The 22,593-nt window shown below is 60.8% G+C and carries 23 protein-coding genes and 1 pseudogene; 10 read left to right on the top strand and 14 right to left on the bottom strand.

Going from position 1 to position 22,593, the window contains the following annotated elements:
* Positions 1-15: 15 nt before the first annotated feature.
* Both glgA and NPS47_RS00260 read right to left on the bottom strand, forming a co-directional pair.
* Positions 16-1,575 carry a glycogen synthase GlgA gene (gene glgA, locus NPS47_RS00265; RefSeq protein ID WP_274293138.1) on the bottom strand — a complete coding sequence of 520 codons (1,560 nt, stop codon included), beginning with the start codon at positions 1,573-1,575 and terminating at the stop codon, positions 16-18.
* 398 nt (positions 1,576-1,973) lie between these two features.
* The gene (locus tag NPS47_RS00260) at positions 1,974-2,141 is read right to left on the bottom strand and encodes a DUF6026 family protein (protein WP_274293137.1); all 168 of its coding nucleotides are present in this window, start codon (positions 2,139-2,141) and stop codon (positions 1,974-1,976) included.
* Between the two features lie 189 nt (positions 2,142-2,330).
* Here NPS47_RS00260 and gnd point away from each other — a divergent pair.
* Positions 2,331-3,323: pseudogene (gene gnd / locus NPS47_RS00255) on the top strand (phosphogluconate dehydrogenase (NAD(+)-dependent, decarboxylating)); the annotation flags it as partial.
* Positions 3,320-4,819: a glucose-6-phosphate dehydrogenase gene (gene zwf, locus NPS47_RS00250; RefSeq protein WP_274293136.1), complete on the top strand. Its 1,500-nt coding sequence runs from the start codon at positions 3,320-3,322 to the stop codon at positions 4,817-4,819. The pseudogene gnd and the gene zwf, both read left to right, overlap by 4 nt.
* Positions 4,820-4,887: 68 nt before the next feature.
* Here the strand turns inward: zwf and nhaB are convergent, their stop codons facing one another.
* A complete protein-coding gene (gene nhaB / locus NPS47_RS00245) occupies positions 4,888-6,390 on the bottom strand; it encodes a sodium/proton antiporter NhaB (protein ID WP_274293135.1) in 1,503 nt (500 codons plus the stop codon).
* Positions 6,391-6,548: 158 nt separating this feature from the next.
* Here nhaB and NPS47_RS00240 point away from each other — a divergent pair, with 158 nt between their 5' ends.
* Positions 6,549-7,361 (top strand): crotonase/enoyl-CoA hydratase family protein, encoded by an 813-nt coding sequence (locus NPS47_RS00240; RefSeq protein ID WP_274293134.1) that lies wholly within the window; start codon positions 6,549-6,551, stop codon positions 7,359-7,361.
* Positions 7,362-7,394: 33 nt separating this feature from the next.
* A complete protein-coding gene (nudC, locus tag NPS47_RS00235) occupies positions 7,395-8,225 on the top strand; it encodes an NAD(+) diphosphatase (protein WP_274293133.1) in 831 nt (276 codons plus the stop codon).
* On the opposite strand, the gene NPS47_RS00230 is transcribed toward nudC, so the two are convergent.
* On the bottom strand, positions 8,193-8,972 hold the full coding sequence (locus NPS47_RS00230) for a TSUP family transporter (protein WP_274293132.1): 780 nt from the start codon (positions 8,970-8,972) through the stop codon (positions 8,193-8,195). The two genes, nudC and NPS47_RS00230, sit on opposite strands and share 33 nt — an antisense overlap.
* Positions 8,973-9,258: 286 nt before the next feature.
* Here NPS47_RS00230 and NPS47_RS00225 point away from each other — a divergent pair, with 286 nt between their 5' ends.
* From NPS47_RS00225 to NPS47_RS00215, 3 genes are all read left to right on the top strand, one after another.
* The gene (locus NPS47_RS00225) at positions 9,259-9,870 is read left to right on the top strand and encodes an SCO family protein (protein ID WP_107023880.1); all 612 of its coding nucleotides are present in this window, start codon (positions 9,259-9,261) and stop codon (positions 9,868-9,870) included.
* A complete protein-coding gene (locus NPS47_RS00220) occupies positions 9,870-10,349 on the top strand; it encodes a copper chaperone PCu(A)C (RefSeq protein WP_274293131.1) in 480 nt (159 codons plus the stop codon). The genes NPS47_RS00225 and NPS47_RS00220 overlap by 1 nt, the downstream gene beginning before the upstream one ends.
* Before the next feature lie 162 nt (positions 10,350-10,511).
* The gene (locus tag NPS47_RS00215) at positions 10,512-12,626 is read left to right on the top strand and encodes a TonB-dependent receptor (protein ID WP_274293130.1); all 2,115 of its coding nucleotides are present in this window, start codon (positions 10,512-10,514) and stop codon (positions 12,624-12,626) included.
* A gap of 25 nt (positions 12,627-12,651) precedes the next feature.
* Here NPS47_RS00215 and NPS47_RS00210 read toward each other — a convergent pair whose 3' ends face one another.
* The 3 genes from NPS47_RS00210 to NPS47_RS00200 all read right to left on the bottom strand — a co-directional run bounded on the left by NPS47_RS00210 (position 12,652) and on the right by NPS47_RS00200 (position 13,778).
* A complete protein-coding gene (locus tag NPS47_RS00210; RefSeq protein WP_274293129.1) occupies positions 12,652-13,179 on the bottom strand; it encodes a cytochrome b/b6 domain-containing protein in 528 nt (175 codons plus the stop codon).
* 1 nt (position 13,180) lies between these two features.
* On the bottom strand, positions 13,181-13,447 hold the full coding sequence (locus tag NPS47_RS00205) for a PepSY domain-containing protein (RefSeq protein WP_274293128.1): 267 nt from the start codon (positions 13,445-13,447) through the stop codon (positions 13,181-13,183).
* 106 nt (positions 13,448-13,553) lie between these two features.
* Positions 13,554-13,778, bottom strand: a complete 225-nt coding sequence (locus tag NPS47_RS00200) for a hypothetical protein (RefSeq protein WP_038611868.1) — start codon at positions 13,776-13,778, stop codon at positions 13,554-13,556.
* A 260-nt stretch (positions 13,779-14,038) separates the two neighbouring features.
* Here NPS47_RS00200 and NPS47_RS00195 point away from each other — a divergent pair, with 260 nt between their 5' ends.
* Positions 14,039-15,214 (top strand): sugar transporter, encoded by a 1,176-nt coding sequence (locus NPS47_RS00195; RefSeq protein WP_274293127.1) that lies wholly within the window; start codon positions 14,039-14,041, stop codon positions 15,212-15,214.
* Positions 15,215-15,224: 10 nt separating this feature from the next.
* Here the strand turns inward: NPS47_RS00195 and NPS47_RS00190 are convergent, their stop codons facing one another.
* Positions 15,225-16,748 carry an FAD-dependent monooxygenase gene (locus NPS47_RS00190; RefSeq protein WP_274293126.1) on the bottom strand — a complete coding sequence of 508 codons (1,524 nt, stop codon included), beginning with the start codon at positions 16,746-16,748 and terminating at the stop codon, positions 15,225-15,227.
* A gap of 12 nt (positions 16,749-16,760) precedes the next feature.
* Positions 16,761-17,375: a LysE family translocator gene (locus NPS47_RS00185; RefSeq protein WP_274293125.1), complete on the bottom strand. Its 615-nt coding sequence runs from the start codon at positions 17,373-17,375 to the stop codon at positions 16,761-16,763.
* Positions 17,376-17,811: 436 nt separating this feature from the next.
* On the opposite strand from NPS47_RS00185, the gene NPS47_RS00180 reads away from it, so the two are divergent.
* Positions 17,812-18,420: an RNA polymerase sigma factor gene (locus tag NPS47_RS00180; RefSeq protein WP_274293124.1), complete on the top strand. Its 609-nt coding sequence runs from the start codon at positions 17,812-17,814 to the stop codon at positions 18,418-18,420.
* An 85-nt stretch (positions 18,421-18,505) separates the two neighbouring features.
* Here NPS47_RS00180 and NPS47_RS00175 read toward each other — a convergent pair whose 3' ends face one another.
* Entirely contained in the window at positions 18,506-18,856 is a 351-nt protein-coding gene (locus NPS47_RS00175; RefSeq protein ID WP_274293123.1) for a hypothetical protein, read from the bottom strand.
* Between the two features lie 207 nt (positions 18,857-19,063).
* Between NPS47_RS00175 and NPS47_RS00170 the strand changes: the two genes are divergently transcribed.
* Positions 19,064-19,798, top strand: coding sequence for a transglutaminase-like cysteine peptidase (locus tag NPS47_RS00170; protein ID WP_274293122.1), 735 nt, complete (start codon positions 19,064-19,066; stop codon positions 19,796-19,798).
* Positions 19,799-19,808: 10 nt separating this feature from the next.
* Here NPS47_RS00170 and NPS47_RS00165 read toward each other — a convergent pair whose 3' ends face one another.
* The 4 genes from NPS47_RS00165 to fdxH all read right to left on the bottom strand — a co-directional run bounded on the left by NPS47_RS00165 (position 19,809) and on the right by fdxH (position 22,587).
* Positions 19,809-20,036, bottom strand: a complete 228-nt coding sequence (locus NPS47_RS00165; protein ID WP_038611853.1) for a hypothetical protein — start codon at positions 20,034-20,036, stop codon at positions 19,809-19,811.
* 111 nt (positions 20,037-20,147) lie between these two features.
* On the bottom strand, positions 20,148-21,059 hold the full coding sequence (gene fdhE, locus NPS47_RS00160; RefSeq protein ID WP_274293121.1) for a formate dehydrogenase accessory protein FdhE: 912 nt from the start codon (positions 21,057-21,059) through the stop codon (positions 20,148-20,150).
* Positions 21,056-21,700 carry a formate dehydrogenase subunit gamma gene (locus NPS47_RS00155; protein ID WP_274293120.1) on the bottom strand — a complete coding sequence of 215 codons (645 nt, stop codon included), beginning with the start codon at positions 21,698-21,700 and terminating at the stop codon, positions 21,056-21,058. The genes fdhE and NPS47_RS00155 overlap by 4 nt, the downstream gene beginning before the upstream one ends.
* A complete protein-coding gene (gene fdxH / locus NPS47_RS00150) occupies positions 21,697-22,587 on the bottom strand; it encodes a formate dehydrogenase subunit beta (RefSeq protein WP_274293458.1) in 891 nt (296 codons plus the stop codon). Before fdxH ends, NPS47_RS00155 begins: the two co-directional genes overlap by 4 nt.
* Positions 22,588-22,593: the final 6 nt, after the last annotated feature.

The following is a 22,593-nucleotide window of genomic DNA, read 5'->3' as shown; positions in this document are numbered from 1 at the left end:
CCTGCCACCTCGTGCTCAGCGTCCTGTCACCTGCGCCCGCTCGACCAGTTCCTCGTACAACCGTGCATAGGGTTCCACCGCCTGGCACCAGTTGAACGGCTGGGTCATGGCCAGGCAGCGCATGGCGCCGAGCAGGTCCTTTTTGCCGTACACATAGAACGCCCGGCTGAGCGCTTCGCGGTAGCTTTCAACCGTCGACTCATCGAACAGAAAGCCGGTGACACCGTTTTCAATGGTGTCGGCCAGGCCGCCGGTGTTGCGCGCGACCGGCAGCGAGCCGAAGCGTTGCGCATACATCTGGCTCAGGCCACAGGGCTCGTAGCGCGACGGCATCAGCAGAAAGTCACTGCCGGCGAACATGCGCCGCGCATCGGTTTCGTTGAAGCCAATGCGCACGCCGATCTGCCCGGGGTGACGCAGGGCCAGTTCGCGCATGGCCTGTTCTTCTTCCGGCTCGCCACGGCCGATGATCGCGATCTGGCCACCCTGGCTGACGATGTAGTCAGCCACCCCGAGGGTCAGGTCCAGGCCTTTCTGGTAGACCAGCCGGGAGACTACGGCAAACAGTGGCCCGGTGGACGGCTTGAGCTCGAACAGCTCACGCACCTGACGGCTGTTGACCGCCTTGCCGTCCCAGTCATTGAGGCTGAATGGGTGGGCCAGATGCGGGTCGCTGGCCGAATCCCAGCTTTCGTCGATGCCGTTGGGAATGCCGCTGAGCAGGCCTTGCTGTGCCTTGCTGCCGAGAAAGCCATCGAGGCCGCAGCCGAAGGCCGGGGTGGTGATTTCCCGGGCGTAGGTGGCGCTGACCGTGGTGATATGGCTGGAGTAGGCCAGGCCGGCCTTGAGGAACGACAGCTTGCCGTAGAACTCCATGCCCTCCTGCTGCAGGGCGTGGGCGGGAATCGCCAGTTCCGGGCAGCAGGCGCGGCTGACCACACCCTGGTACGCCAGGTTGTGGATGGTGAACAGGGTCGGGGTTTGCAGGCCGCGCCAGTGCATGTAGGCCGGGGCCAGGCCGGCGGGCCAGTCATGGGCATGGACCAGGTCGGGCTTCCAGTGGACCATGCCTTCACCGGCGGCGATCTCGGCGGCAGCCAGGCCCAGGCGGGCGAAGCGGATGTGATTGTCCGGCCAGTCACGGCCGTTGTTGGCACCATAGGGAGTGCCTTCGCGTTGATACAGCTCCGGGCAGATCAGCACATAGATGACCAGGCCGTCGGCCAGGTCCATGCGTCCGATCTTGCACGGCGGCAAGGCCGCATGCCCGCCCAGTTCACCGACCAGGTGAATGGGGTTTTCGCTTTCCAGTACCTGCGGGTAACCGGGGATCAACACGCGTACATCATGCAGATGACGCATCGCCCGCGGCAGGGCGGCGGAGACGTCGCCCAGGCCGCCGGTCTTGACCAGATCGGCGATTTCCGAAGTGACGAACAAGACTTTGCGCTTGTTCGGATTGTGCCGGGAATCGGCGCCGGGTGCCTTGGCTGTCGTGTTGAAGTCCGTGGTCACAGACGCACGGTTGTCCGGGGTGAAATGCTCTACATGAGGTTCGACAGCGGCACTGATCATACTTCTCTCCGTCCCTATGTGGCGGGTGTGGGCACCCGTTGTTGTGTGTCTGCTAAGCGTCTCTCTGTGTGGGAAGCAACCTTGCATCCATGCCCGTAAATCTTGCGCGCAAGCGCTACGCGATGCGGCGATCCAGCCGACGGCGTGGTGAAGCGAAATGGGGTGTTGGGGCCTCGCGCGGATGTCCGCAAACGTAGGCTTCATTACTTGCTGACCTACTGCGATTTCAGAAAGTTCGACTTTTTTCTGTCGTATTTTCCGGACAATCTCGTGGCCGAATACTGAGTGTAGGAGAGATAGTGTGAAAAATGTGACCCGCTGGTCACTTTACTTTCAGGTAAGCGCACTGGCGCCTCGCCGTTTGCCGGCAAAGCGCACCAGACCGCCTTATGGAGGGTTCAAGCGAGTGTGGTTGGGGTGCCCGCCTGGGCTTGCTGCAATTGCTGGCTCAGCTGCGCCACTTGCTGCTGGAGGCGGTCGCGTTCTTCGCGCAAACGGCGTAGCTCATCCCGGTGAACCGTAACGTAAAGGGTCTGGGGCGGCATTTTTGGGAGAAGGGTGGCCATTGCATACCTCGCGAAGGGCTGGTCGTTGTTACAAGCGTAGCCGCTCGGTCGGACGCGATTCTGAATTCTTTTTCCCACCATGGGAACTTTTTTGTTTGGCGCTGTCTTGCCGTTCGTCAATGAACCAGGCAGGCGCAGGCTGGACTAACCTTGAAGGCCTGAACGTTCAGTTTTCATCAGCTACGGGAGCATCGGCACATGCAACTGGGAATCGTGGGGCTGGGCCGCATGGGCGGCAATATTGCAAGACGCTTGATCCGCGGCGGGCATAGCACGGTGGTGCATGACCGCGACCACAGTGCCGTGAAAACACTGGAGGAGGAGGGCGCCAATGGCGCCCACGATCTTGGCGCGCTGGTGGCCAAACTGAAGAAACCGCGGGCGGTGTGGGTCATGCTGCCTGCCGGCGAGGCGACTGAGCAGACCATCGCCCAGTTGGCGGACATGCTCGATGCCGACGATGTGATCATCGATGGCGGCAATACCTTCTACAAGGACGACATCCGCCGCGCCGCGCAGCTGGGCAAACGTCAGTTGCACTACATTGATGTCGGCACCTCGGGCGGTGTCTGGGGGCTCGATCGGGGTTATTGCATGATGATCGGCGGTGAGAAAGCCGTGGTCGAGCGCCTCGATCCGCTGTTCGCCACCCTGGCCCCCGGGCTCGGCAACATTCCCCGTACCCGCGGTCGTCAGGGCCCGGCCGGACGCGCCGAACAGGGCTACATCCATGCCGGCCCGGCCGGTGCTGGCCATTATGTGAAGATGATCCATAACGGCATTGAATACGGTTTGATGCAGGCTTATGCCGAAGGCTTCGACATCCTCAAGAGCAAGGGCAGCGAGGCCTTACCGGTTGAGCAGCGCTTTGACCTGGATGTGGCCGAGATCGCCGAAGTCTGGCGGCGTGGCAGCGTGGTCACCTCGTGGTTGCTGGACCTGACCGCTGACGCACTGGTGGCCGACCCGCAGCTCAGCGACTACAGCGGCTCGGTGGCCGACAGTGGTGAAGGGCGCTGGACTATCGATGCCGCGGTGGAGCAGGCCGTTCCCGTACCGGTACTGTCCAGCGCCTTGTTCGCGCGTTTTCGCTCGCGCCAGCAACAGGGCACCTATGCAGACCGGATGCTGTCGGCCATGCGCTTTGGCTTTGGTGGTCACGTCGAGAAGAAAGCCGAATGAGCAATACATCGATTGAAGCTGCGCCACCTTGTACGCTCTTTCTGTTCGGCGCCAATGGCGACCTGGTCAAGCGCCTGTTGATGCCGGCCCTTTACAACTTGAGCCGCGACGGACTACTGGATAAAAACCTGCGGATTGTCGGGGTGGACCACAACGCCGCCAGCGACGCCGAGTTCGCCGCACGCCTGGAAGCCTTCATGCGTGAACGCGACAACGCCAGCCAGGGCGCCAACTGTCTGGATGAGAAACGCTGGAGCCGTCTGGCCAAACGCATCGGCTACCAGACCGGCGACTTTCTCGACGACGCCACCTATCAGGCCATTGCCCGGCGCATCGAGAGCAACCCCAGCGCCAACGCGGTGTTTTACCTGGCCACCTCACCCCGCTTTTTCAGCGAAGTCGTTCAGCGCCTGGGCGCAGCCGGGCTACTTGATGAAAGCGAGGGATTTCGCCGGGTGGTGGTGGAAAAACCCTTTGGTTCGGACCTTGCCAGCGCCGAGGCGCTCAACGCCTGCCTGCTCAAGGTCATGAGCGAAAAGCAGATCTACCGTATCGATCACTACCTGGGCAAAGAGACGGTGCAGAACATCCTCGTCAGCCGCTTCTCCAACGGTATTTTCGAAGCGTTCTGGAACAACCATTACATCGATCATGTACAGATCACCGCCGCCGAGACCGTCGGCGTGGAAAGCCGCGGCGCCTTCTATGACAGCACCGGTGCCCTGCGCGACATGGTACCCAACCATCTGTTCCAGCTGCTGGCCATGGTGGCGATGGAGCCACCGGCGGCATTCGGTGCCGACGCGGTGCGCAGTGAAAAGGCCAAGGTCATCGGCGCCATACGGCCCTGGTCCAGGACCATGGCCCTGAAGCACTCGGTGCGTGGTCAGTACACCGCAGGCAAGCAAGGGCGCAAGCAGCTGCCCGGCTACCGCGAGGAGCCGCGGGTCGATCCGCAGAGTCAGACGGAAACCTACGTGGCGCTGAAGGTCATGATCGATAACTGGCGCTGGGTCGGTGTGCCGTTCTATCTACGCACCGGCAAGCGCATGAGTGTGCGCGACACGGAAATCGCCATCTGCTTCAAGCCGGCGCCGTATGCGCAGTTTCGCGATACCGAGGTCGAGCGGTTGCAGCCCAACTACCTGCGTATCCAGATCCAGCCCAACGAAGGGATGTGGTTCGACTTGCAGGCCAAGCGCCCGGGGCCGGCGTTGGCGATGGAGAACATCGAGCTGGGGTTTGCCTACAAGGACTTCTTCAAGATGCAGCCTTCGACGGGCTACGAGACCCTGATCTATGACTGCCTGACCGGGGATCAGACACTGTTTCAGCGCGCCGACAACATCGAGAACGGTTGGCGGGCGGTGCAGCCGTTTCTCGATGCGTGGAAGGAGGGTGGGGAGGTTCAGCCCTATGCCGCCGGGGAGGACGGGCCGGCGGCGGCTGATGAGTTGCTGGCCCGGGATCGGCGGGTGTGGCATCCGATCGGGTGAGTGTGGAAAGCATCGCGGGGCAAGCCCGCTCCCACCGGTGGGAGCGGGCTTGCCCCGCGATAAGACCGCTATAACCAGTAAGTCACCGCCCACCAACCCAAGCCGCCCATCACCACGGTGTAAGGCAAGGCCATCCATACCATCCGCCCGTACGACAGGCGAATCAGCGGCGCAATCGCCGAGGTCAGCAGAAACAGGAACGCTGCCTGACCATTGGGGGTCGCCACACTCGGCAGGTTGGTGCCGGTGTTGATTGCCACGGCCAGGGTCTCGAAGTGCTCGCGGCTCATGTGGCCGTTGAGGAACGCCTGTTTGACCTCGGTGATGTAAATGGTGGCGACAAACACGTTGTCGCTGATGGCCGAGAGCAAGCCGTTGGCAATGAACAGCATGCCCGGTTGCTGCTCGGTCGGCAGCGCCAGCACCCACTGGATCAGCGGGGTGAACAGCTGCTGGTCATGAATCACCGCGACCACCGCAAAGAACACCACCAGTAGCGCGGTAAACGGCATGGCATCCTGGAACGCACGGCCCAGGCGGTGCTCGTCGGTGATGCCGGTGAAGGCGGTGATCAGCACGATCACCAGCAGACCGATCAGGCCCACCTCAGCGATATGCAGGCCCAGGGCGACAATCAGGATCAGTGCGGCCAGCCCTTGCACCAGCAGCGCAGCACGTTGCTGCGAGGTGCGCTGGGCATCGTCTTCGGCGGCGTAGGCGGCCAGCACCTGACGCACGTTATCTGGCAGCAGGGTGCCATAGCCGAACCAGCGCAATTTCTCCAGCAATACACAGGTCACCAGGCCGGCGGCCAGCACCGGCAGGGACACCGGGGCGACCTTGAGGAAGAAGTCGCCGAAGTGCCAGCCCATCTCGTGGCCAATCAGCAGGTTCTGCGGCTCGCCGACCAGGGTGCAGACGCCACCCAGCGCGGTGCCGACAGCGCCATGCATCAGCAGGCTGCGCAGGAAGGCGCGAAACTGTTGCAGGTCGTCGCGCTGCAGTTGAGCGATGTCTTGATCGCTGGCCAGGTTCGAGTCTTCGCGCGGGTTGGTCCCCGAAGCGACCCGGTGGTACACCGAGTAAAAGCCGACCGCTGCGCTGATAATCACTGCGGTAACGGTCAGCGCATCGAGAAACGCCGACAGAAAGGCCGAAAGGAAACAGAACATCAAGGCCAGCAATGCCTTGGAGCGCACCCCCAGTAGAATCCGCGAGAACACGAACAGCAGCAGATCCTTCATGAAGTAGATCCCGGCGACCATGAACATCAGCAGCAGAATCACCGGGAAGTTGTGCTGCAGCTCGTCATACAGCGCCTGCGGCGTGGTCATGCCCAGCACCAGGGCTTCGGCCACCAGCAGGCCGCCCGGCATCAACGGGTAGCATTTGAGCGCCATGCCCAGGGTAAAGATGAACTCGATCACCAGCACCCAACCGGTGACCACCGGCCCGAGGGTGAACAGCAGCAGCGGATTGAGCAGCAGGAACAGGCACAGGGTGGCCTTGTACCAGCGGGGCGATTGCCCGAGGAAGTTATGGGCCAGGGCGCCGGCCAGGGAGCGGGACATGAAAATGTATCCTAATAATTCAACAGGAGCGCAAGGTGCCGGATACAGGCCTTCAGATCAAGGTAAAAGTCCCGGTTTTGGCACAAGCGCGGCCTTTGCGCACGCGTATGCCTTGATATAGTCCTGCGATTATCCTCGCCGCCTTCAAGGAGAGCACTGTGACCGAGTACCAGGCATTCAAGGTCGAACTCAACGACAACATCGCCCACGTGCAGATCAACCGCCCGGAAAAGTACAACGCGATGAATGCGCCGTTCTGGAGCGAAATCGTCGAGATCTTCAAATGGATCGATGACACCGATGCAGTACGCGCGGTGGTCATCAGCGGCGCAGGCAAACACTTCTCCGCCGGTATCGACCTGATGTTGCTGGCTTCGGTGGCCAACGAACTGGGCAAGGATGTCGGCCGTAACGCGCGCCTGCTGCGCCGCACCATCCTGCGCATGCAGGCTTCCTTCAATGCCGTGGACAACTGCCGCAAGCCGGTACTGGCAGCAATCCAGGGTTACTGCATCGGTGGCGCCATCGACCTGGTCTCGGCCTGCGACATGCGCTACTGCAGCAAGGACGCACAGTTCTCGATCAAGGAAATCGACATGGGCATGGCGGCCGACGTCGGCACCTTGCAGCGCCTGCCGCGCATCATCGGCGACGGCATCATGCGCGAGCTGGCCTACACCGGGCGTACGGTCGAAGCGGATGAGGCGCAGCGCATCGGCCTGGTCAACCGGGTCTACGATGACCATCAGGCATTGCTCGAAGGAGTCTTTGCCATTGCTGCTGAAATTGCGGGAAAATCCCCCATTGCCGTGGCCGGCACCAAGGAAATGCTCAGCTATATGCGCGATCACCGTATCGACGATGGCCTGGAGTACATTGCCACCTGGAACGCCGCCATGTTGCAATCCACCGATCTGCGGGTGGCCGTGGCTGCCCACATGAGCAAACAGAAACCCGAGTTCGCCGACTGATTGCAGCGGCGGGCCCGCGCAAGGAACCGGAACATGGCTGTGCGTTGGACCACCGCGGTACTGGACACAAACCTCGCTGGCGGCTGGGCGGTTGCGCGCTGCAGCGAGGGTTTCCTGGTTGATGGCAACGGCGCGCTGTTCCCGCGCGACTGGCTCAAGCGTCAGGAACTGGACGTGCTGTGCGAGCACGGCATCGGCCATTTCGATGGTCAGCCGGTGTACCTGCTTGAACTGCGCCAGCCGCAGGCGGTGGCCGGTTGCAGTTGGCGCGGGCTACGCCAGTTCATGCTCGAAGGCGACTTCGACACCTACAAGATTCTCGGCTATGCCGCGCAGATCGCCACCTGGGCCCGCGAGCACCGCTTTTGTGGCAGCTGCGGCCAGGCCATGACCCAGATTCACCTGGAGCGGGCGATGTACTGCCAGCCCTGCGACCTGCGCAGCTATCCACGTATTTCGCCGAGCATGATCGTGCTCATCACCCGCGGCGACGAAATTCTGCTGGCCCGCTCACCGCGTTTTGTCACCGGGGTCTACAGCACTCTGGCGGGTTTTGCCGAGCCCGGCGAGTCGGCCGAGGACTGCCTGGTGCGCGAGGTGCGCGAAGAGGTGGCGATCGAGGTGCAGAACATCCAGTACGTCGGTAGCCAGTGCTGGCCGTTCCCGCATTCGATGATGCTCGGCTTTCATGCCGAATACGCCGGCGGTGAGATTGTCATGCAGGCCGACGAGATCGAGGATGCCCAGTGGTTCCGGGTCGATGCGCTGCCGCCGTTGCCGGCGGGGCGCTCGATTGCCCGCTACCTGATCGATCTCTACGTGGCGCGGCGCTTAGGCCTGGCCGAACCAGTGCTGCCACGCTAGGCGCACGGTCAGGGCCAGGACCACGGTGATGAACACCGGGCGGATGAACTTGCTGCCGCCACTGATGGCGGTACGCGCGCCGAAAAAGGCGCCGACCATCAGTGCCGAACCCATCGACAGGCCGACCAGCCAGTCGACCTGACCGGAAAAGATGAACACCGACAAGGCCGCAGCGTTACTGACGAAGTTCATGCTGCGCGCCACGCCGCTGGCCTTGACCAGGTCGATGGGGTAGAGCAGCAGGGTGCTGACGGTCCAGAACGCACCGGTGCCCGGCCCGGCCACCCCATCATAGAAACCCAGGGTCAGGCCCTGAGGCAGTTGCCATTTCTTCTTCACCGGCACATCGGCATCCAGCGGCGCCTTGGGCGTGCCGCCGAACAGCAGGTAGACCCCGCAAAGGAAGACGATCACCGGCAGCATCTTGTTCAGCCACTCGGCTGGCAGGTAGTGCGCGACCACCGCGCCGATCAGGGCGCCGACAAAGGTGCCGCCCAGGGCATGGCGCCACTGGTTCGGGTGGAACAGTTTGCGCCGGTAATAGGTGAAGCCGGCGGTGGCCGAGCCGAAGGTCGAGCTGAGTTTGTTGGTGCCCAGGACCAGATGCGGCGGCATGCCGGCGGTCAGCAGGGCGGGGGTGGTCAACAGGCCGCCGCCACCGGCGATGGCGTCGATGAATCCGGCAACAAAGGCAACAGCGGCGAGAATGGCGAGGGTGGTCAGATCTACGCTAAGTTCGAAAGGCATGGCATGGGCTTAATCGGTTGGGCACAGAAGGGGCTGCGCCCGAAGGCCGATATGGTAATGGAGATGAAGTGGGCTGTCAGGCCATGCTGCACGCCGCCGAGGACACCTGCGTCGGTTTGCGCTTCTTGTCACATGCTGCGACAACCGGCCGCACCCCGAAAATAAAGGGATACAGACGTACGGGGCGATAGACGCTGGAACCTTGGCGGACCCCCATGACAAAATGCCGCGCTTTCTCGACAGGCCTCGTGCGCGAGGCGCAACACCTTCCCAAAAGGATGGTTACATGACTGATTTACTGACCCGGCGCCAGGTCATGGCCGGGATCAGCCTGCTGAGCCTTGGTGTTCTGGCAGGTTGCGACCCCCGCTCCGGTGGTGCGCTCGATTTCAAATACGGCAAGGACATGAGCAACAAGATCCTCGGCCGCTCCTTCAAACTCAAGGATACCCAGGGCAACCCACGCACGCTGTCCAGCTTCTGGGGCTCGATGCCGATGGTGTTCTTCGGCTTTACCCAGTGCCCGGCAGTGTGCCCGACCACGTTGGCGCGCGCGGCACAGATCAAGAAGCTGATGGGCCGCGATGGTGGTTTCCTGCAGGTGGTGTTCATCAGTCTCGACCCTGAACGCGACACCCCCGAGGTGCTCGATGCCTACGTCAAAGCCTTCGACCCTTCGTTCGTGGCGCTGTCCGGCACCCTCGAAGAGACCGCCGCGGCCGCCAAGGAATTCGGTGTGTTCTACGAGAAGGTGCCCAGTGGCGACACCTACACCATCTCGCACACCTCGACCAGTTACGTCTTCGATTCCCGTGGCCAGCTGCGCCTGGGACTGTCCCATTCACTGACCGCCAAAGAGTGCACTGAAGATCTGCTCACGGTCATGGAGGTATGTTGATGCGTTACCCTGCCCAACCGTTCAAACGCACCCTGGCCGCGCTGGCCCTGATTGGTCTGGCGTTGCCGGCCATGGCCGACACCAGCGTCAGCGACGCCTGGGTTCGCGCCACCGTGCCGCACCAGCAATCGACCGGCGCCTTCATGACCCTCACCGCCAGCAGCGACAGCAAGCTGGTGGATGTGCAATCGCCAGTTGCCGAGATTGTCCAGGTGCACCAGATGACCATGGACAACGATGTCATGGGCATGAAGCAGGTGCACAGCGTTGATTTGCCCGCCGGCAAGGCGGTCAGCCTTGACCCTAACGGTTATCACGTGATGTTGATGAAGCTCAAGCAGCAGATCAAGGAAGGCGAGCAGGTGCCCCTGACCCTGGTGATCGAAGACGCCAAGGGCCAGAAGCAGACCCTCGAAGTCAAGGCGCCAGTACGTGCCCTGAATGCCGAAGCCATGCACGGTCACGAGCACATGCATTGATCGCGCGCTAAGCGGCTTACCAAAGCCAGGCTGCAGTCAAGGACGGCAGTCTGGCTTTTTTGTGCGCGCCATCAAAATATTGCGTCGCATTAGTATTCTCTTCTCATTTACAAATCGTTACCATTTGCGTCCTTCTTTACAATCTTTACAAACAAGGAACACATGGTGGCACTTTCGCGTATTCGCCCGGCTTCCCTTTCTGTACTGAGCGTGCTGGTTGCTCCAGCGCTGCAGGCCGAAACCCTGGCCATTCCGGCGACCTCGGTCAACAGCAGTTACGAAGAGCAAAGCTACAAGGCCAGTGAGAGTAAAAGCGCACTGAAAATCGACGCACCGCTGCGCGACATTCCGCAGACGGTCAACGTCGTGCCGCAAAGTGTGATCAAAGATCAGGGCGCGCAGTCGATGGAAGACGTGCTCAAGAACGTGCCCGGCATTGGCCTGTCCAACGGTGACGGCCAGCGCGACCAGGTCACCATTCGGGGTTTCAGTGCCATTGGTGACATGTATGTCGATGGCCTGCGTGACGATGCGCTGTACTACCGTGACCTTTCCAACGTCGAACGGGTCGAAGTGGTCAAGGGCCCGGCGGCGGTGCTGTACGGACGTGGATCGTCCGGCGGCCTGATCAATAGCGTGAGCAAAAAGCCCAACTTCAGCCCGGTGCAGGAAGTCGGGGTGAACTTCGACAGCGAAGGCAAACGCCGCACCCAGTTCGATGCCGGTTGGGCCGACCAGCAGCAAGGCGACAAAGCGTTTCGTATTACCGGGGCCCTGGAAGACAGCGACACCTTCCGCGATGACGGCTACATCGATCGCAAGGCCATTGCGCCGACTGCCTACTTCAAGCTCTCCGACGACCTCGACCTGACCGTGGGGGCGACTTACCTGTACGACAAGCGCCTGATCGATTTCGGTATCCCAGCCCTGGGCAATCGCCCGGTCGATGTCGACCGCGACAAGCGTTTTGGCGCAGCCGATCCAGACGATGACTATGCCCGTAGCGAAGTCTTCTCCTTTACCGCGGGCGTCGATTACCGTCTGAACGACGACTTCACCCTGAGCAACACCAGCCGTTACTACCACTACGATCTGGACCGCAACAACACCCTGGCCGACTCCAGCCCTACACGCTTTGTCACCGGCTCAAACGGAGAGCTGCTGGTCAAGCTGAACCGTGGCAACGTGCAACGCACCGAAGACGGCTGGTTCAACCAGACCGAACTCAAGCAGCAGGCGCAGTTGGCCGGGATGAACCACAACCTGCTGTACGGTGTGGAGTTGGGCCGTCAGGTCAAAGACCAGTCGGTGTTCAGCCAGAACAACGTTGCCCAGGTCCCGGTCTTCCGTGATGGCCTGGTGGATGTGCCGTTTCAGGCCAACAAGCAGACCGCCAAGGGCACCACTACCCAGGATACTGCGGGTTTCTATGTGCAGGACCTGATCGAACTGGCGCCGCAGTGGAAGGCCCTGGTCGGGGTGCGCTACGACGTCTTCGACCAGGAGTATGACGACGACCTCAAGGGCGCCGAGCTGTCGCGTACCGACACCACCTGGAGCCCACGCGTCGGTCTGGTGTACCAGCCGGATCAGATCCAGTCCTACTACGTGTCGGTGAGCCGTTCTTACCAGCCGTCTTCCGAAGTGTTCGCCTTGAGCGCCGGTAACCAGGGGCTGGAACCCGAGGAAACCACCAACTATGAGGTGGGTGCGAAGTGGGATCTGCTCGACAGTCGCCTGGCGGTGACTGCTGCATTGTTCCGCCTGGAACGCACCAATATGAAAACCGCCGATCCGGCCAATCCGGCCAATCTGGTGCTGGCCGGCGAGCAGCGTACCGATGGGTTCGAGGCCACGGTCAGTGGTCAGCTGACGGACAAATGGCAGGTGTACGGTGGCTTCGCCTTCCTCGATGCGGAGATCACCAAGTCCAACAGCAAAACCAATGGTGTGCCGAACGAAGGCCAGACGCCGACCCTGACCCCGCGCACCAGCGCCAACCTGTGGCTGGTACGTTCGCTGAGCGAAACCTGGCGGGTGGGCATGGGGGCCAACTATGTGGATGAGCGCTACACCGCTCTGGACAACGTGGTGGTGATGCCGTCATACACCACGGTGGATGCGGCCTTGCTGTACAACCAGCCGAAGTGGGATGCGGCGCTGCGCCTGCGCAACGTGTTTGACCGCGACTACTACGCCTCGGCCCATGGTTCTGTTGACCTGATCACGCCGGGCGCGCCACGGACCCTGGAGTTGAGCACCAGCTACCGCTTCTGATATTGGGCGGTGGTGTTTAGTGTGATCAGGGCTTGCGCCGCCTGCCGGTGACCATCGACAACGGCAGGTTTTCCTTCAGGCGCAAGCTTTCGATCACGGCCGCGGCGATATGCACACAGACCAGCGTCAGCAAGGTGTTGGCCATGTACTCATGGATATCGCGCGGCAACTGTTCGCCCCAGAAGTAATCCACTTCCTCCAGCAGAAAGCCGCTCAGGCCCAGGCCGACCATCAGCGCCAGCATCAGCAGCATGACCAGCGCGCCCAGAGGGGAATGGCCCAGGCGGTGGTAGTCTTTGCCGTTGAACAGGGCGTGCAGGTGCCATTTCAGCCGTGCCGGGGTTGGCCAGAAGTCCTTCCAGCGTGCCGCTGGCGAACCGACAAAACCCCAGACCGTACGAATCAGCACAATGGCCACGGCGTAATACCCCAGCCAGCGGTGCCAACCATCGCCTTCTTCGGTAAAGAAATAGCAGCCGACAAAGGCCAGCACCAGCGACCAGTGACAGAACCGCACTAACGAATCCCAGAGGCGCAGGGTGTCGTCGCTCACCTCAGTCCTCGATTTCTGACTTCACAACTTTGCCATCGACGGGGTTGAAGTAGATCTCGACTTTTTTCTTGTCCTTGTCCCAGCCATAGATTTCGTAGCAGTTGCCATCGGTGACTTTGAACTTCTTGATGTCATAGCCTTGAGCCTTGAGACTTTCCTGAAACTTGGCCTGATCCTGCCATTGCCCCTTGTCGGCAGTGGTGCATTCGGTTTTGGCCAGTGCCAGGGGGCTGGCGACGAGCAGTGCAACAAGCAATAGGTTACGCATTGCGGGTCCTCGTGAGAGTGGGAACACGTGGCAGCACAGCGGTGAAGCCTGATTGAGTTTATGTCAGCGCAGCTGACGCCAATCCGATCGAACTTGCGGGCGCTGCTCAGCGAAAGCGTGGCAGGGGGCGATCGACCTTCAGCGATGTCAGGGTTTTCTTGACCAGTGCTTCGTCGGCTTCCACCGCCTTGAGGCTGGCGCGGATGCGACCGGCGACCGGTACGTCGCCCTGACGGTCGATCCAGTCGGCTATTTCCTTGCAGGCCGAGGCCAGCGTGGCTTGCCGGTGGTCGATCAGGGTCAGCAGCGTGGTGATGTCTTTTTCGGACATGGTGCAATCCTCCTTTCGGCGAATTCAGTGTAGCAGTGCCGGTGAAATCTGCCCTGGTGTGCCCGGCCAATCGTCAGCGGCGCGGTTGTGACGGACCGGGGCCTGACGTACTATCCTTGGCAGCAAGCGATACCCCGCATACTTATAACCAATTCCTCAGCGCACACGCTTCCACTCAGGCCCGATGGGCATGGGTGCTTCAGGCTGGGCGCGACTTTGCGCCTGGCGTCTGCAATCGATCTGGAGTAACACCCCCACCGATGAATACCCCCGTGGATGCGCGAGCCGGCAGCTGGCTCAGTGTGATCGCCCTGGCCCTGGCGGCTTTTATCTTCAATACCACCGAGTTTGTGCCGGTGGCCTTGCTCAGTGACATAGGCAGCAGTTTCGACATGTCCACTGCCCAGGTCGGCCTGATGCTGACGATCTATGCCTGGGTGGTGGCCCTGGCGTCCTTGCCGATGATGCTGCTGACGCGCAATGTCGAGCGACGCAAGCTGCTGATCATTGTCTTTGTGTTGTTTATCGTCAGCCATTTGCTGTCGTGGATGGCGCAGAGTTTCGCCATGCTGCTGTTCAGCCGGATCGGGATTGCCTTGGCGCATGCGGTGTTCTGGGCGATCACTGCGTCCCTGGCGGTGCGGGTGGCACCGCCAGGGCAGCAGGCCAAGGCGCTGGGGCTGCTGGCGACCGGTACGACGCTGGCGATGGTGATGGGTATTCCGCTGGGGCGGGTGGTGGGCGAGGCGCTGGGTTGGCGTATCACGTTTCTGGCGATTGCCGGGGTGGCCTTGGCGACCTTGATCTGTCTGGTCAAGTCGCTGCCGTTGTTGCCGAGTCAGAATTCAGGGTCGTTGCGCAGTGTGCCGGTGTTGTTCAAACGCCCGGCGCTGGTGACGGTGTATGTGCTGGTGGCGTTGGTGATCGGCGCGCAGTTTACCGCTTACAGTTATATCGAGCCGTTTGCCTTGAATGTCGCGCAGATCGGCGGCGAGCTGACGACGGTGCTGTTGTTGCTGTTTGGCGGGGCCGGGGTGTTCGGGTCGGTGCTGTTCAGTCGCTACAGTGAGCGTTTTCCCAACGGCTTTCTGCTGGCCGCCATTGCAATGCTGGCGGCCTGTCTGTTGTTGCTGCTGCCGTTGTCGGGGGACTTTGCCTGGCTCGGTGCCCTGAGTGTGTTCTGGGGGATTTCGATCATGTGTTTCAGTCTGGCGCTGCAGTCGAAGGTGTTGATGCTGGCGTCCGATGCGACGGATGTGGCGATGGCGATGTTCTCCGGGATTTATAACATTGGTATCGGCGCAGGGGCGTTGATCGGTAGCCTGGTCAGTGTGCACATGGGGCTGGGTGATATCGGGCTGGTCGGCGGGGCGTTGGCGCTGGTTGGGTTGGTGCTGTGTGGGGTGACGACTTACCGGTTTTCCAGGATGGGTTGATCCGCGGTGGTTATCCCGGGTTCAGCCCGCGTTCTCCAAAGTATTCTTCAAGTACCTGCGCATCCGCGTTACTGCGGGCCAGGGCGATGTAACCGTCCGGTCGCAGTAGGTAGACGGCATCGCGCATCAGTCCCGCCGCTTCATGAGCCTCGCTCCAGATGAAGACGTCCACCGGGATGCCATGACCACTGCACCATTGCACCAGGCTGGCGCTGACGGCGCCGTATACCTGCACTTGCCAGCACATTCGATTAAGACAGCTGAAGTTGTCGCGCCCGCCTTCCGCCACCCAGGGCAGGCGGTCGCCGCCCTGAACATGGCCGGCATTGCCGGTGCTCAGGGGCATGTAGCGGTAGTTGAGGGTGACCTGCGAGATGGTCCGGAAGAGAAATTCACGGGCCGACTTGAACGCTACCAGCCGGGGGATCAGCCGCGGTGCCAAGCGGGTACGCATCAGGGCGGCGACGCGTCCATCGGCGGTGACGAAGTTGAACACCTGGTCGGTGGTGGATACCAGCCGTTGGGCAAAGGCACTCCGCTCGATTTCGTAGGTGTCGAGCAGGCTCGGCAGCGCTTTGCCGCGCAGGACGCTGGCCAGCTTCCAGGCCAGGTTGATGGCGTCACCAATGCCGGTGTTCATGCCCTGGCCACCCGCCGGGCTGTGGACGTGGGCGGCGTCGCCCAGCAGGAAGGCGCGCTGGCGACCGAAATGCTCTGCTACCCGATGGTGCACGCGGAAGGTGGAAAACCAGTTGACCTGCAGGACCTCGACCTTGAGGTGTTCGATGGCGCGCTGGCTGACGTCTTCGAAGCGGAGCTGTTCCGGGTGTTCAGCCCGTTCGTCGCGTACGGTGCCGATCAGCCGCGCCCGGCCGCTGCCCGCCAGGGGGAAGACAGCGAGAAAGTCCGCTTCGTCGAGGTCGACATGCAGTTCGCCATTGAGGGCAGGGCCTGAGGCCTGGACATCGGCGACATAGAACACCTGCTGGTAGGTGCCGCCGGGAAATTTGATGCCCAGGGCCTTGCGCACGGTGGAGCGGGCGCCGTCACAACCGGCCAGGTAGCTCGCTTGGCAGTGTTCTTCCAGGCCGTCGCCATGACGCAGTTGGGCACTGATACCGTGCCTGTCCTGATTGAACCCCATCAGCTCGGTCTCACGTTCCACCTCGACACCGAAGCCTTGCAGGCGCTCGATCAGCAGTTGCTCGTGTTCGTCCTGGGGGAAGATGTGCAGGAACGGGTAGGGTGTAACGAAGGCGCCAATGACGCTGAAGGGCAAGCGCGCTGCGACCTTGCCGGTTACCCAGAGGTTGGCCGCCGGTACCCGGTGGCCGCGTTCGAGAACGGCCGCGGTCAGGTCCAGTTGACGGTACAACTCCAGGGTGCGGGCCTGTACCGCCAGGGCCCGCGAGGTGGTGCCGGGGCCGCTGGTCCTGTCGATGATGCGCACCTTGATGCCCAGTTTGCTCAGCCACAAGGCCAGTACCAGCCCGGTAGGGCCGGCGCCAACGATCAACACCTCACAGCGCTTCATCGCACGCGCTCCTCAGCGCTGGGCGAACGCCAGGTTCAAACCCAGGCCGGCAAAGGATGCCGCAAAACTGCGACGCAACCAGTCCTGTACCCGCGGCGACTCAATCACCGCTCGGCGGAACAGGTTGGCCAGCAGGCCGTACAGCACGAACACCACAAAGGTCATGAGCATGAACACTCCGCTCAGGCTCAGCATCTGCCCGCTGACTGAACCCCCTTGGGGGGTAATGAACTGAGGCAGAAAGGCGAGGAAGAACAGGGTCAGTTTGGGGTTGAGGATGTTCAACAGACCGGCACGCAGCATCAGGCTGCCAGCGCTACCGACCTTGGTGTTGCTGTCGACGGCGAACGCCGAACGGTCGCGCCAGGTGGCGTAGGCCAGGTACAACAGGTAGGCGACGCCCGCAAATTTCAGCCCCTGAAAGGCCAGGGCGCTGGTGTGCAGGATCGCCGAAAGGCCGAGGATCGAAGCCAGCAGGTGCGGGATGATCCCGGCCGTGCAGCCCAGGGCTGTGTACAGACTGGCGCGCTTGCCGGCTACCAGCGCAGTGGAAATGGTCAGGATCACGCCGCTGCCGGGAATCAGCACGACGATCAATGAAGTGATGAGAAAATCCAGGCTCGGCATTGTGGCGCGCTCCGTGCAGTCATGGGTTAGTTGAAGACCGGCTCCGCCGATCAGAAAAGCATAGTACGAACCGCTGTCGGGTGAAGGCAATATTCTGAAGCAGGCTATTAAAACAGTATTTTTAATACCTTGATCAGGCATGTAAAGGGTGTTTAAACCGTAGGTCGACGCTGCTTGCCTAACGTGGAAATTGATCTAGGATCCAATGTTAATGGCGTGGTACATCTTCTCGCTCTCCGCTGTTGTGGTGCCATCACTGTAAAGTCAGTGTTACAGAGTATTGGTAAAATCTGTTGTTTCCGTGGAATCAATAGCGATTACTGCTGTTGGTGTGTTTCTATCGTTGTGTTTTTTGTGTGGAGATGTTTCGCAAGTGCTCGATGGAATGCGTCTTGTTTGAATTCAACGCGATGCCGGAGCACTGAGGAGAGCGGTTATGGACAATGAGCGAGCGCTAATAGAGCGGCTACGCAATGGTGATGCGCTTGCATTGGAGCGCTTGATCAAAACCCACCATGCGTTTCTTGTTACGCTCGCAACACCCTTGGTGGGTCCAGACTCTGCAAATGATGTCGCTCAGGAAACCTGGCTGAAAGCCGTCGCGGCAGTCGATATGTTCGAGGGACGTTCAAAGTTTCGGACTTGGCTGGCGAGAATTGCCATTAACGAAGCGCATTCAATAAACCGAAGAAAGGGGCGAGAGATTTCTCTGGATTGGTGGGATGAGGATCACCGCTCAGTGACGCTGGCTAATGTTGACATGAATGATAGTGCTTGGGTGTTGGCGCCCAGGCAATGGTATTACGACGGTCCTGAAGCGTTGTTGGCCGAAGTAGAACTGCATGACTGTATTCGTAAACATCTGTATCGCTTGCCCGGGGCGCAGAGAAGTGTGCTGATCATGCGTGACCTTGGCGGGCTCGAGTACAAGGAAATTGCTACTACCTTAGGCTTGACGGAGGTGAATGTACGCGTGTTACTGCATCGTGGGCGCCAGCGCATGCAGGCGATGCTCAGTCATTTTCAAGAAGAAGGCAACTGTTGAGTCGTTACGCAACTTTCGTCTTGCTGGTGCGTCAGAGCACGTCCCTGTGCATTGGATAAACTACACTATGAATAAGCGCGCAGGCTCAGTGGGCGCTTCGATATTCTTCTCTGTCTCTGTTGATGGGGGAAGTTAAGTTGGGTTCCGGGTCAGTCGTTTGTTGAAGTGACTCGCCCGTTGGGTTTGTGCCGGACGCAGTGGGTTGTTCTTTTAACATTTGTACATAGCGTTCGCCGGAAGGTTGGTCTGGCTTATTGTTTGCCAACGAATTTTGTAAGTGATATTCCATTACTCGGTCACTACCACCTTCGGCAAGTAGTAATGGCGATGATTCGTTGTCGATTTGTATGTTTTTTGTATATTCAGTCGCCGCAGCGGTAACGGTGCTAAAAATGGCAGCCGCAACCAGTCCCGACATTTTGAATGTCAGTTTCATGATTTTTTCCTCAGAATACTCACGAACTTGAGGCCTGCATTTCATAGACGAACAGCAGAGGCGGTTTGTTACAGGTAATTCCGCTTCGATGGCATCCTTCTGCCATCCGACGGACGTACCTTGTCTGCGCGATGCCGATGCCTTAAGGTGCTGGCCGCATTAGGAGGCTGGTCTGTAGGAACCAATTGTTATTAAGTGAGGTACTGCTTGATAAAACTGAATATCCTTATTTCCAAACGCTTTAGACGGCAATTGAAGGTTTTTGCTGCTTGTGTATTCGGTTGGGGCGTCATGTGCGCGGGTGCTTACGCCACGTCGCAGTCCCAGGATATCCAGCAGAGCCAGGCGGGCGCGCAACGCGTCAGCGACTGGCGTGCTTTGGTCGCCGAATCGACTCAGCTTCCTGATCACGAAAAGCTCCAGCGAGTGAATGCGTTTTTCAATCGTACGATCCGTTATGGCGAAGATGTCGATGTATGGCAGCAAGCTGACTATTGGGCCTCTCCCCTTGAAACACTGGAAAAGGGCAGGGGTGACTGTGAGGATTTTGCCTTGGCAAAATACTTCACCCTGCGCTTGCTGGGGATTCCTGAAGACAGCTTGCGTCTTGTCTATGCCACCCAGTCGAAAACCAACCAGGCGCATATGGTGCTCGGCTATTGGGCGGACGCAGGAACGGAGCCCGTCGTGCTGGACAATCTTGAAGACGGCATTCGTCCAGTTGCACAACGTCATGATTTAAAAACAGAATTTGCCTTTGACGAGCTCAATCTCTATCGGTTTGATCACGACGCATTACAGTGGGTTGGCGGTGTAGGCCAGTTGCCCAACTGGCTGCCGGTCGTGCAAAGAGCCAGGCGTGAAGCGTCGGATTTAACCATTGCGGCTATAAGTGACGCGCAGTCCAGGCTGCTTCTTGCGGCTGTAAGTCAGGCGCACTGAACACCCTCATTCACTCGGCTTTGGCCCGCACAATACGCCCGCTCTTGATCTCGTCGGCATAGGCATGGAGCTTGTCCGAGTCCTTGTACAGGCGGTTCATCAGGTGCAGCACGGCGACCACATCGACGCCGTCGATACGCTCGGCCAGTTTGCTGATCTCACCGGCGGTGCGTTCGAGGTTGGAGGCGACGCTCTTGAGGTCGCGCTTGAGCTCGGCGGAGGATTTTTTCAGGCCCATGGGGGTCTCCGGGGTGTGTGCATTGGATGTTGCGGCCTCATCGCGGGGCAAGCCCGCTCCCACAGGGGAAGGTGATACCTGTGGGAGCGGGCTTGCCCCGCGATGGGTTCTTCAACCAGGAAACAGAAACGGACTGACCCCACTACGGCCAAACCCCTCACGCTCCACCTCGGCATCCAGCGTCAGGGAGGCAAGGTCGTCGGCCAGCAGTTCCTGGTCGCGGTCCTTTTCCGGGTAAAAGACTTTCAGGTAGCTGTGACAATCGTTGCAGCTTTCGGCCTTGACCGCGGCATCTTGGCGTTCCAGCGACCAGTAGTCCAGTGCGCCGGTGGCTTCGCAGTTACTGCACTTGACCCGGACCATGTGCCAGCGGCACTCGCACAGGCTGCATTGCAGGTAGCGCAAGCCCGCCTGGGCACCGGTCATGACCACGCTGGCTACCGGCGCGCTGGCGCACACCGGGCAGTGCTGGCGCTGCTCACCGAGCGCGGCGCTGGCCGATGCCGGCAGGGCATTGGCCAACTGGGTGAAGTACAGCGACAGTGCCGCCCAGAGGAACAAGGCCTGGCCGCTGCCAACCGCTTCATAGTCGCCAGCAAGCAACCTGCTGGCCAGGTGTTCCAGTTGCGCTGAATCCAGTGCGCGAAGGCCGTCCAGCGTCGCGCGTACGGCCGGGTTGGCATCCGCGTACAGCTGCTCGATCAAACCCTGCAGCAGTTGCTGCCAGTAGCGGTCACGCGGGTAGTCGCTACTCGCCAGCGGCGCCTGGCCGCTGCCCAGTCGCTCAGCCAGCCCGTCCGCCAGCTTCTGAGGCAATGGCAGACGCTCAAGCAACTGTTGCTGGGCCTGGGCCAACTGTGCGCAGAAACCCAGGTAATCGCCCATGGCATGCCCCTCGGCCAACTGGCGCAGGCGCGTGGCGCGCTTGCTGTAGCGGTCCTTGAGCGACGGCAGTAGCACCGGCACGATCTCGTTGACCCCACCGGTAGGCGTCTGCACCGGGGTCATCTGAATGCTGCTCATGGTTTGCTCCCGGTCTTGTCCTGCTTGCTGATCTGCCGGTACCAGCGATCATGGTGGGTCTTGGCCCAGGCGCGGCTGACGTAGCCGGTGACCATCCCGCGAATCGAACCTTTGACCCAGAACGCCAGGTAGGCATGGCCGATGATCAGCAGGATCAGGCTGATGCCGACAATCGCATGCACCAACAAGCCGATACGGATGGTCGGGATCGAGAACAGCGGGGCGAAGTACGGGCGCCAGATCACCACGCCGCTGAGCAGCAACAGGGTGATCAGGCTCATGATCCCCCAGAACAGCACCTTCTGACCGGCGTTGTATTTGCCGATGTTCAACGCCGGGTCATGCTTGCCGGCCAGCACCTGCTTGACGTTCTTGAACCACTGCAGGTCCTCGCGCTCCGGCAGGTTGTAGCGTACGAAGCGCACGAACAGAAACATCAGCAGCACAAACACCACGATCCCGAAGAACGGGTGCAGGATGCGCGCCAGCTGCGGGGTGCCGAACACCGCGTTGAGGCCGTTGAACGAGGGGAAGAACCACGACAGCCCGGACAAGGCCACGGCGAAGAAGCAGATCACCATGAACCAGTGGCAGGCACGGTCGATGAAACGGGTGCGCAGGATCAGTTTGTCGGTGTTCATGCGTGCGTGTCCTCCTCGCGTTTCTCGTCCTGTTCGTCGACCTCGTTGGGGCCGACGCCGATGTAGTGGAACAGGGTGCCGGCCAGGGTGGCGAAGAATGCCGCCGCGGCCACCGGTTTCATCCAGCCTTTCCAGCCCTGGATGGCACTGCTGATGCGCGGGTCGGTAGGCAACTTGTGGTACAGCTGCGGCTTGTCGGCATGTTGCAATACATACACCACGTGGGTGCCACCGACGCCTTGCGGGTCGTAGATCCCGGCCCCGGCAAAACCCCGGCCCTGCAGCTCGGTCACCCGCTCCTCGGCCTGGTGCAGCATGTCCTGCTTGCTGCCGAAGTTGATCGCGCCGGTGGGGCAGGTCTTGACGCAGGCCGGCTCCTGGCCGACCGAAACACGGTCGACGCACAGGGTGCATTTGTAGGCTTTGTTGTCTTTCTGGCTGATGCGCGGCACATCGAACGGGCAACCGGCAATGCAGTAGCCGCAGCCGATGCAATGCTCGGACTGGAAGTCGACGATGCCGTTGGCGTACTGGATGATCGCCCCCGGTTGCGGGCAGGCTTTCAGGCAGCCGGGGTCGGCGCAGTGCATGCAGCCGTCCTTGCGGATCAGCCATTCGAGCTTGCCGCTCTCGTCTTCGACTTCGTCAAAGCGCATCAGCGTCCAGGTCTCGGCGGACAGGTCCGCGGGGTTGTCGTAGACGCCGACGTTGTGACCGACCTCGTCACGCAGGTCGTTCCATTCATTGCACGCCACCTGGCAGGCCTTGCAGCCGATGCAGATGCTGACGTCGATCAGCTTGGCGACTTCGGCCTGGTGGTCGCGGGTGTGCGGCGCCGGGGTCAGCACGCTGGTGGCCGAGCGGCGGACGATGTCTTGGGATTGCATGGACAT

The sequence above is a fragment of the Pseudomonas putida genome, assembly GCF_028682475.1.
Lineage (GTDB): Bacteria > Pseudomonadota > Gammaproteobacteria > Pseudomonadales > Pseudomonadaceae > Aquipseudomonas > Aquipseudomonas putida_AG.
Note: the sequence above shows the minus strand (reverse complement) of the source record. Positions and strands in the feature narration are given on the sequence as shown.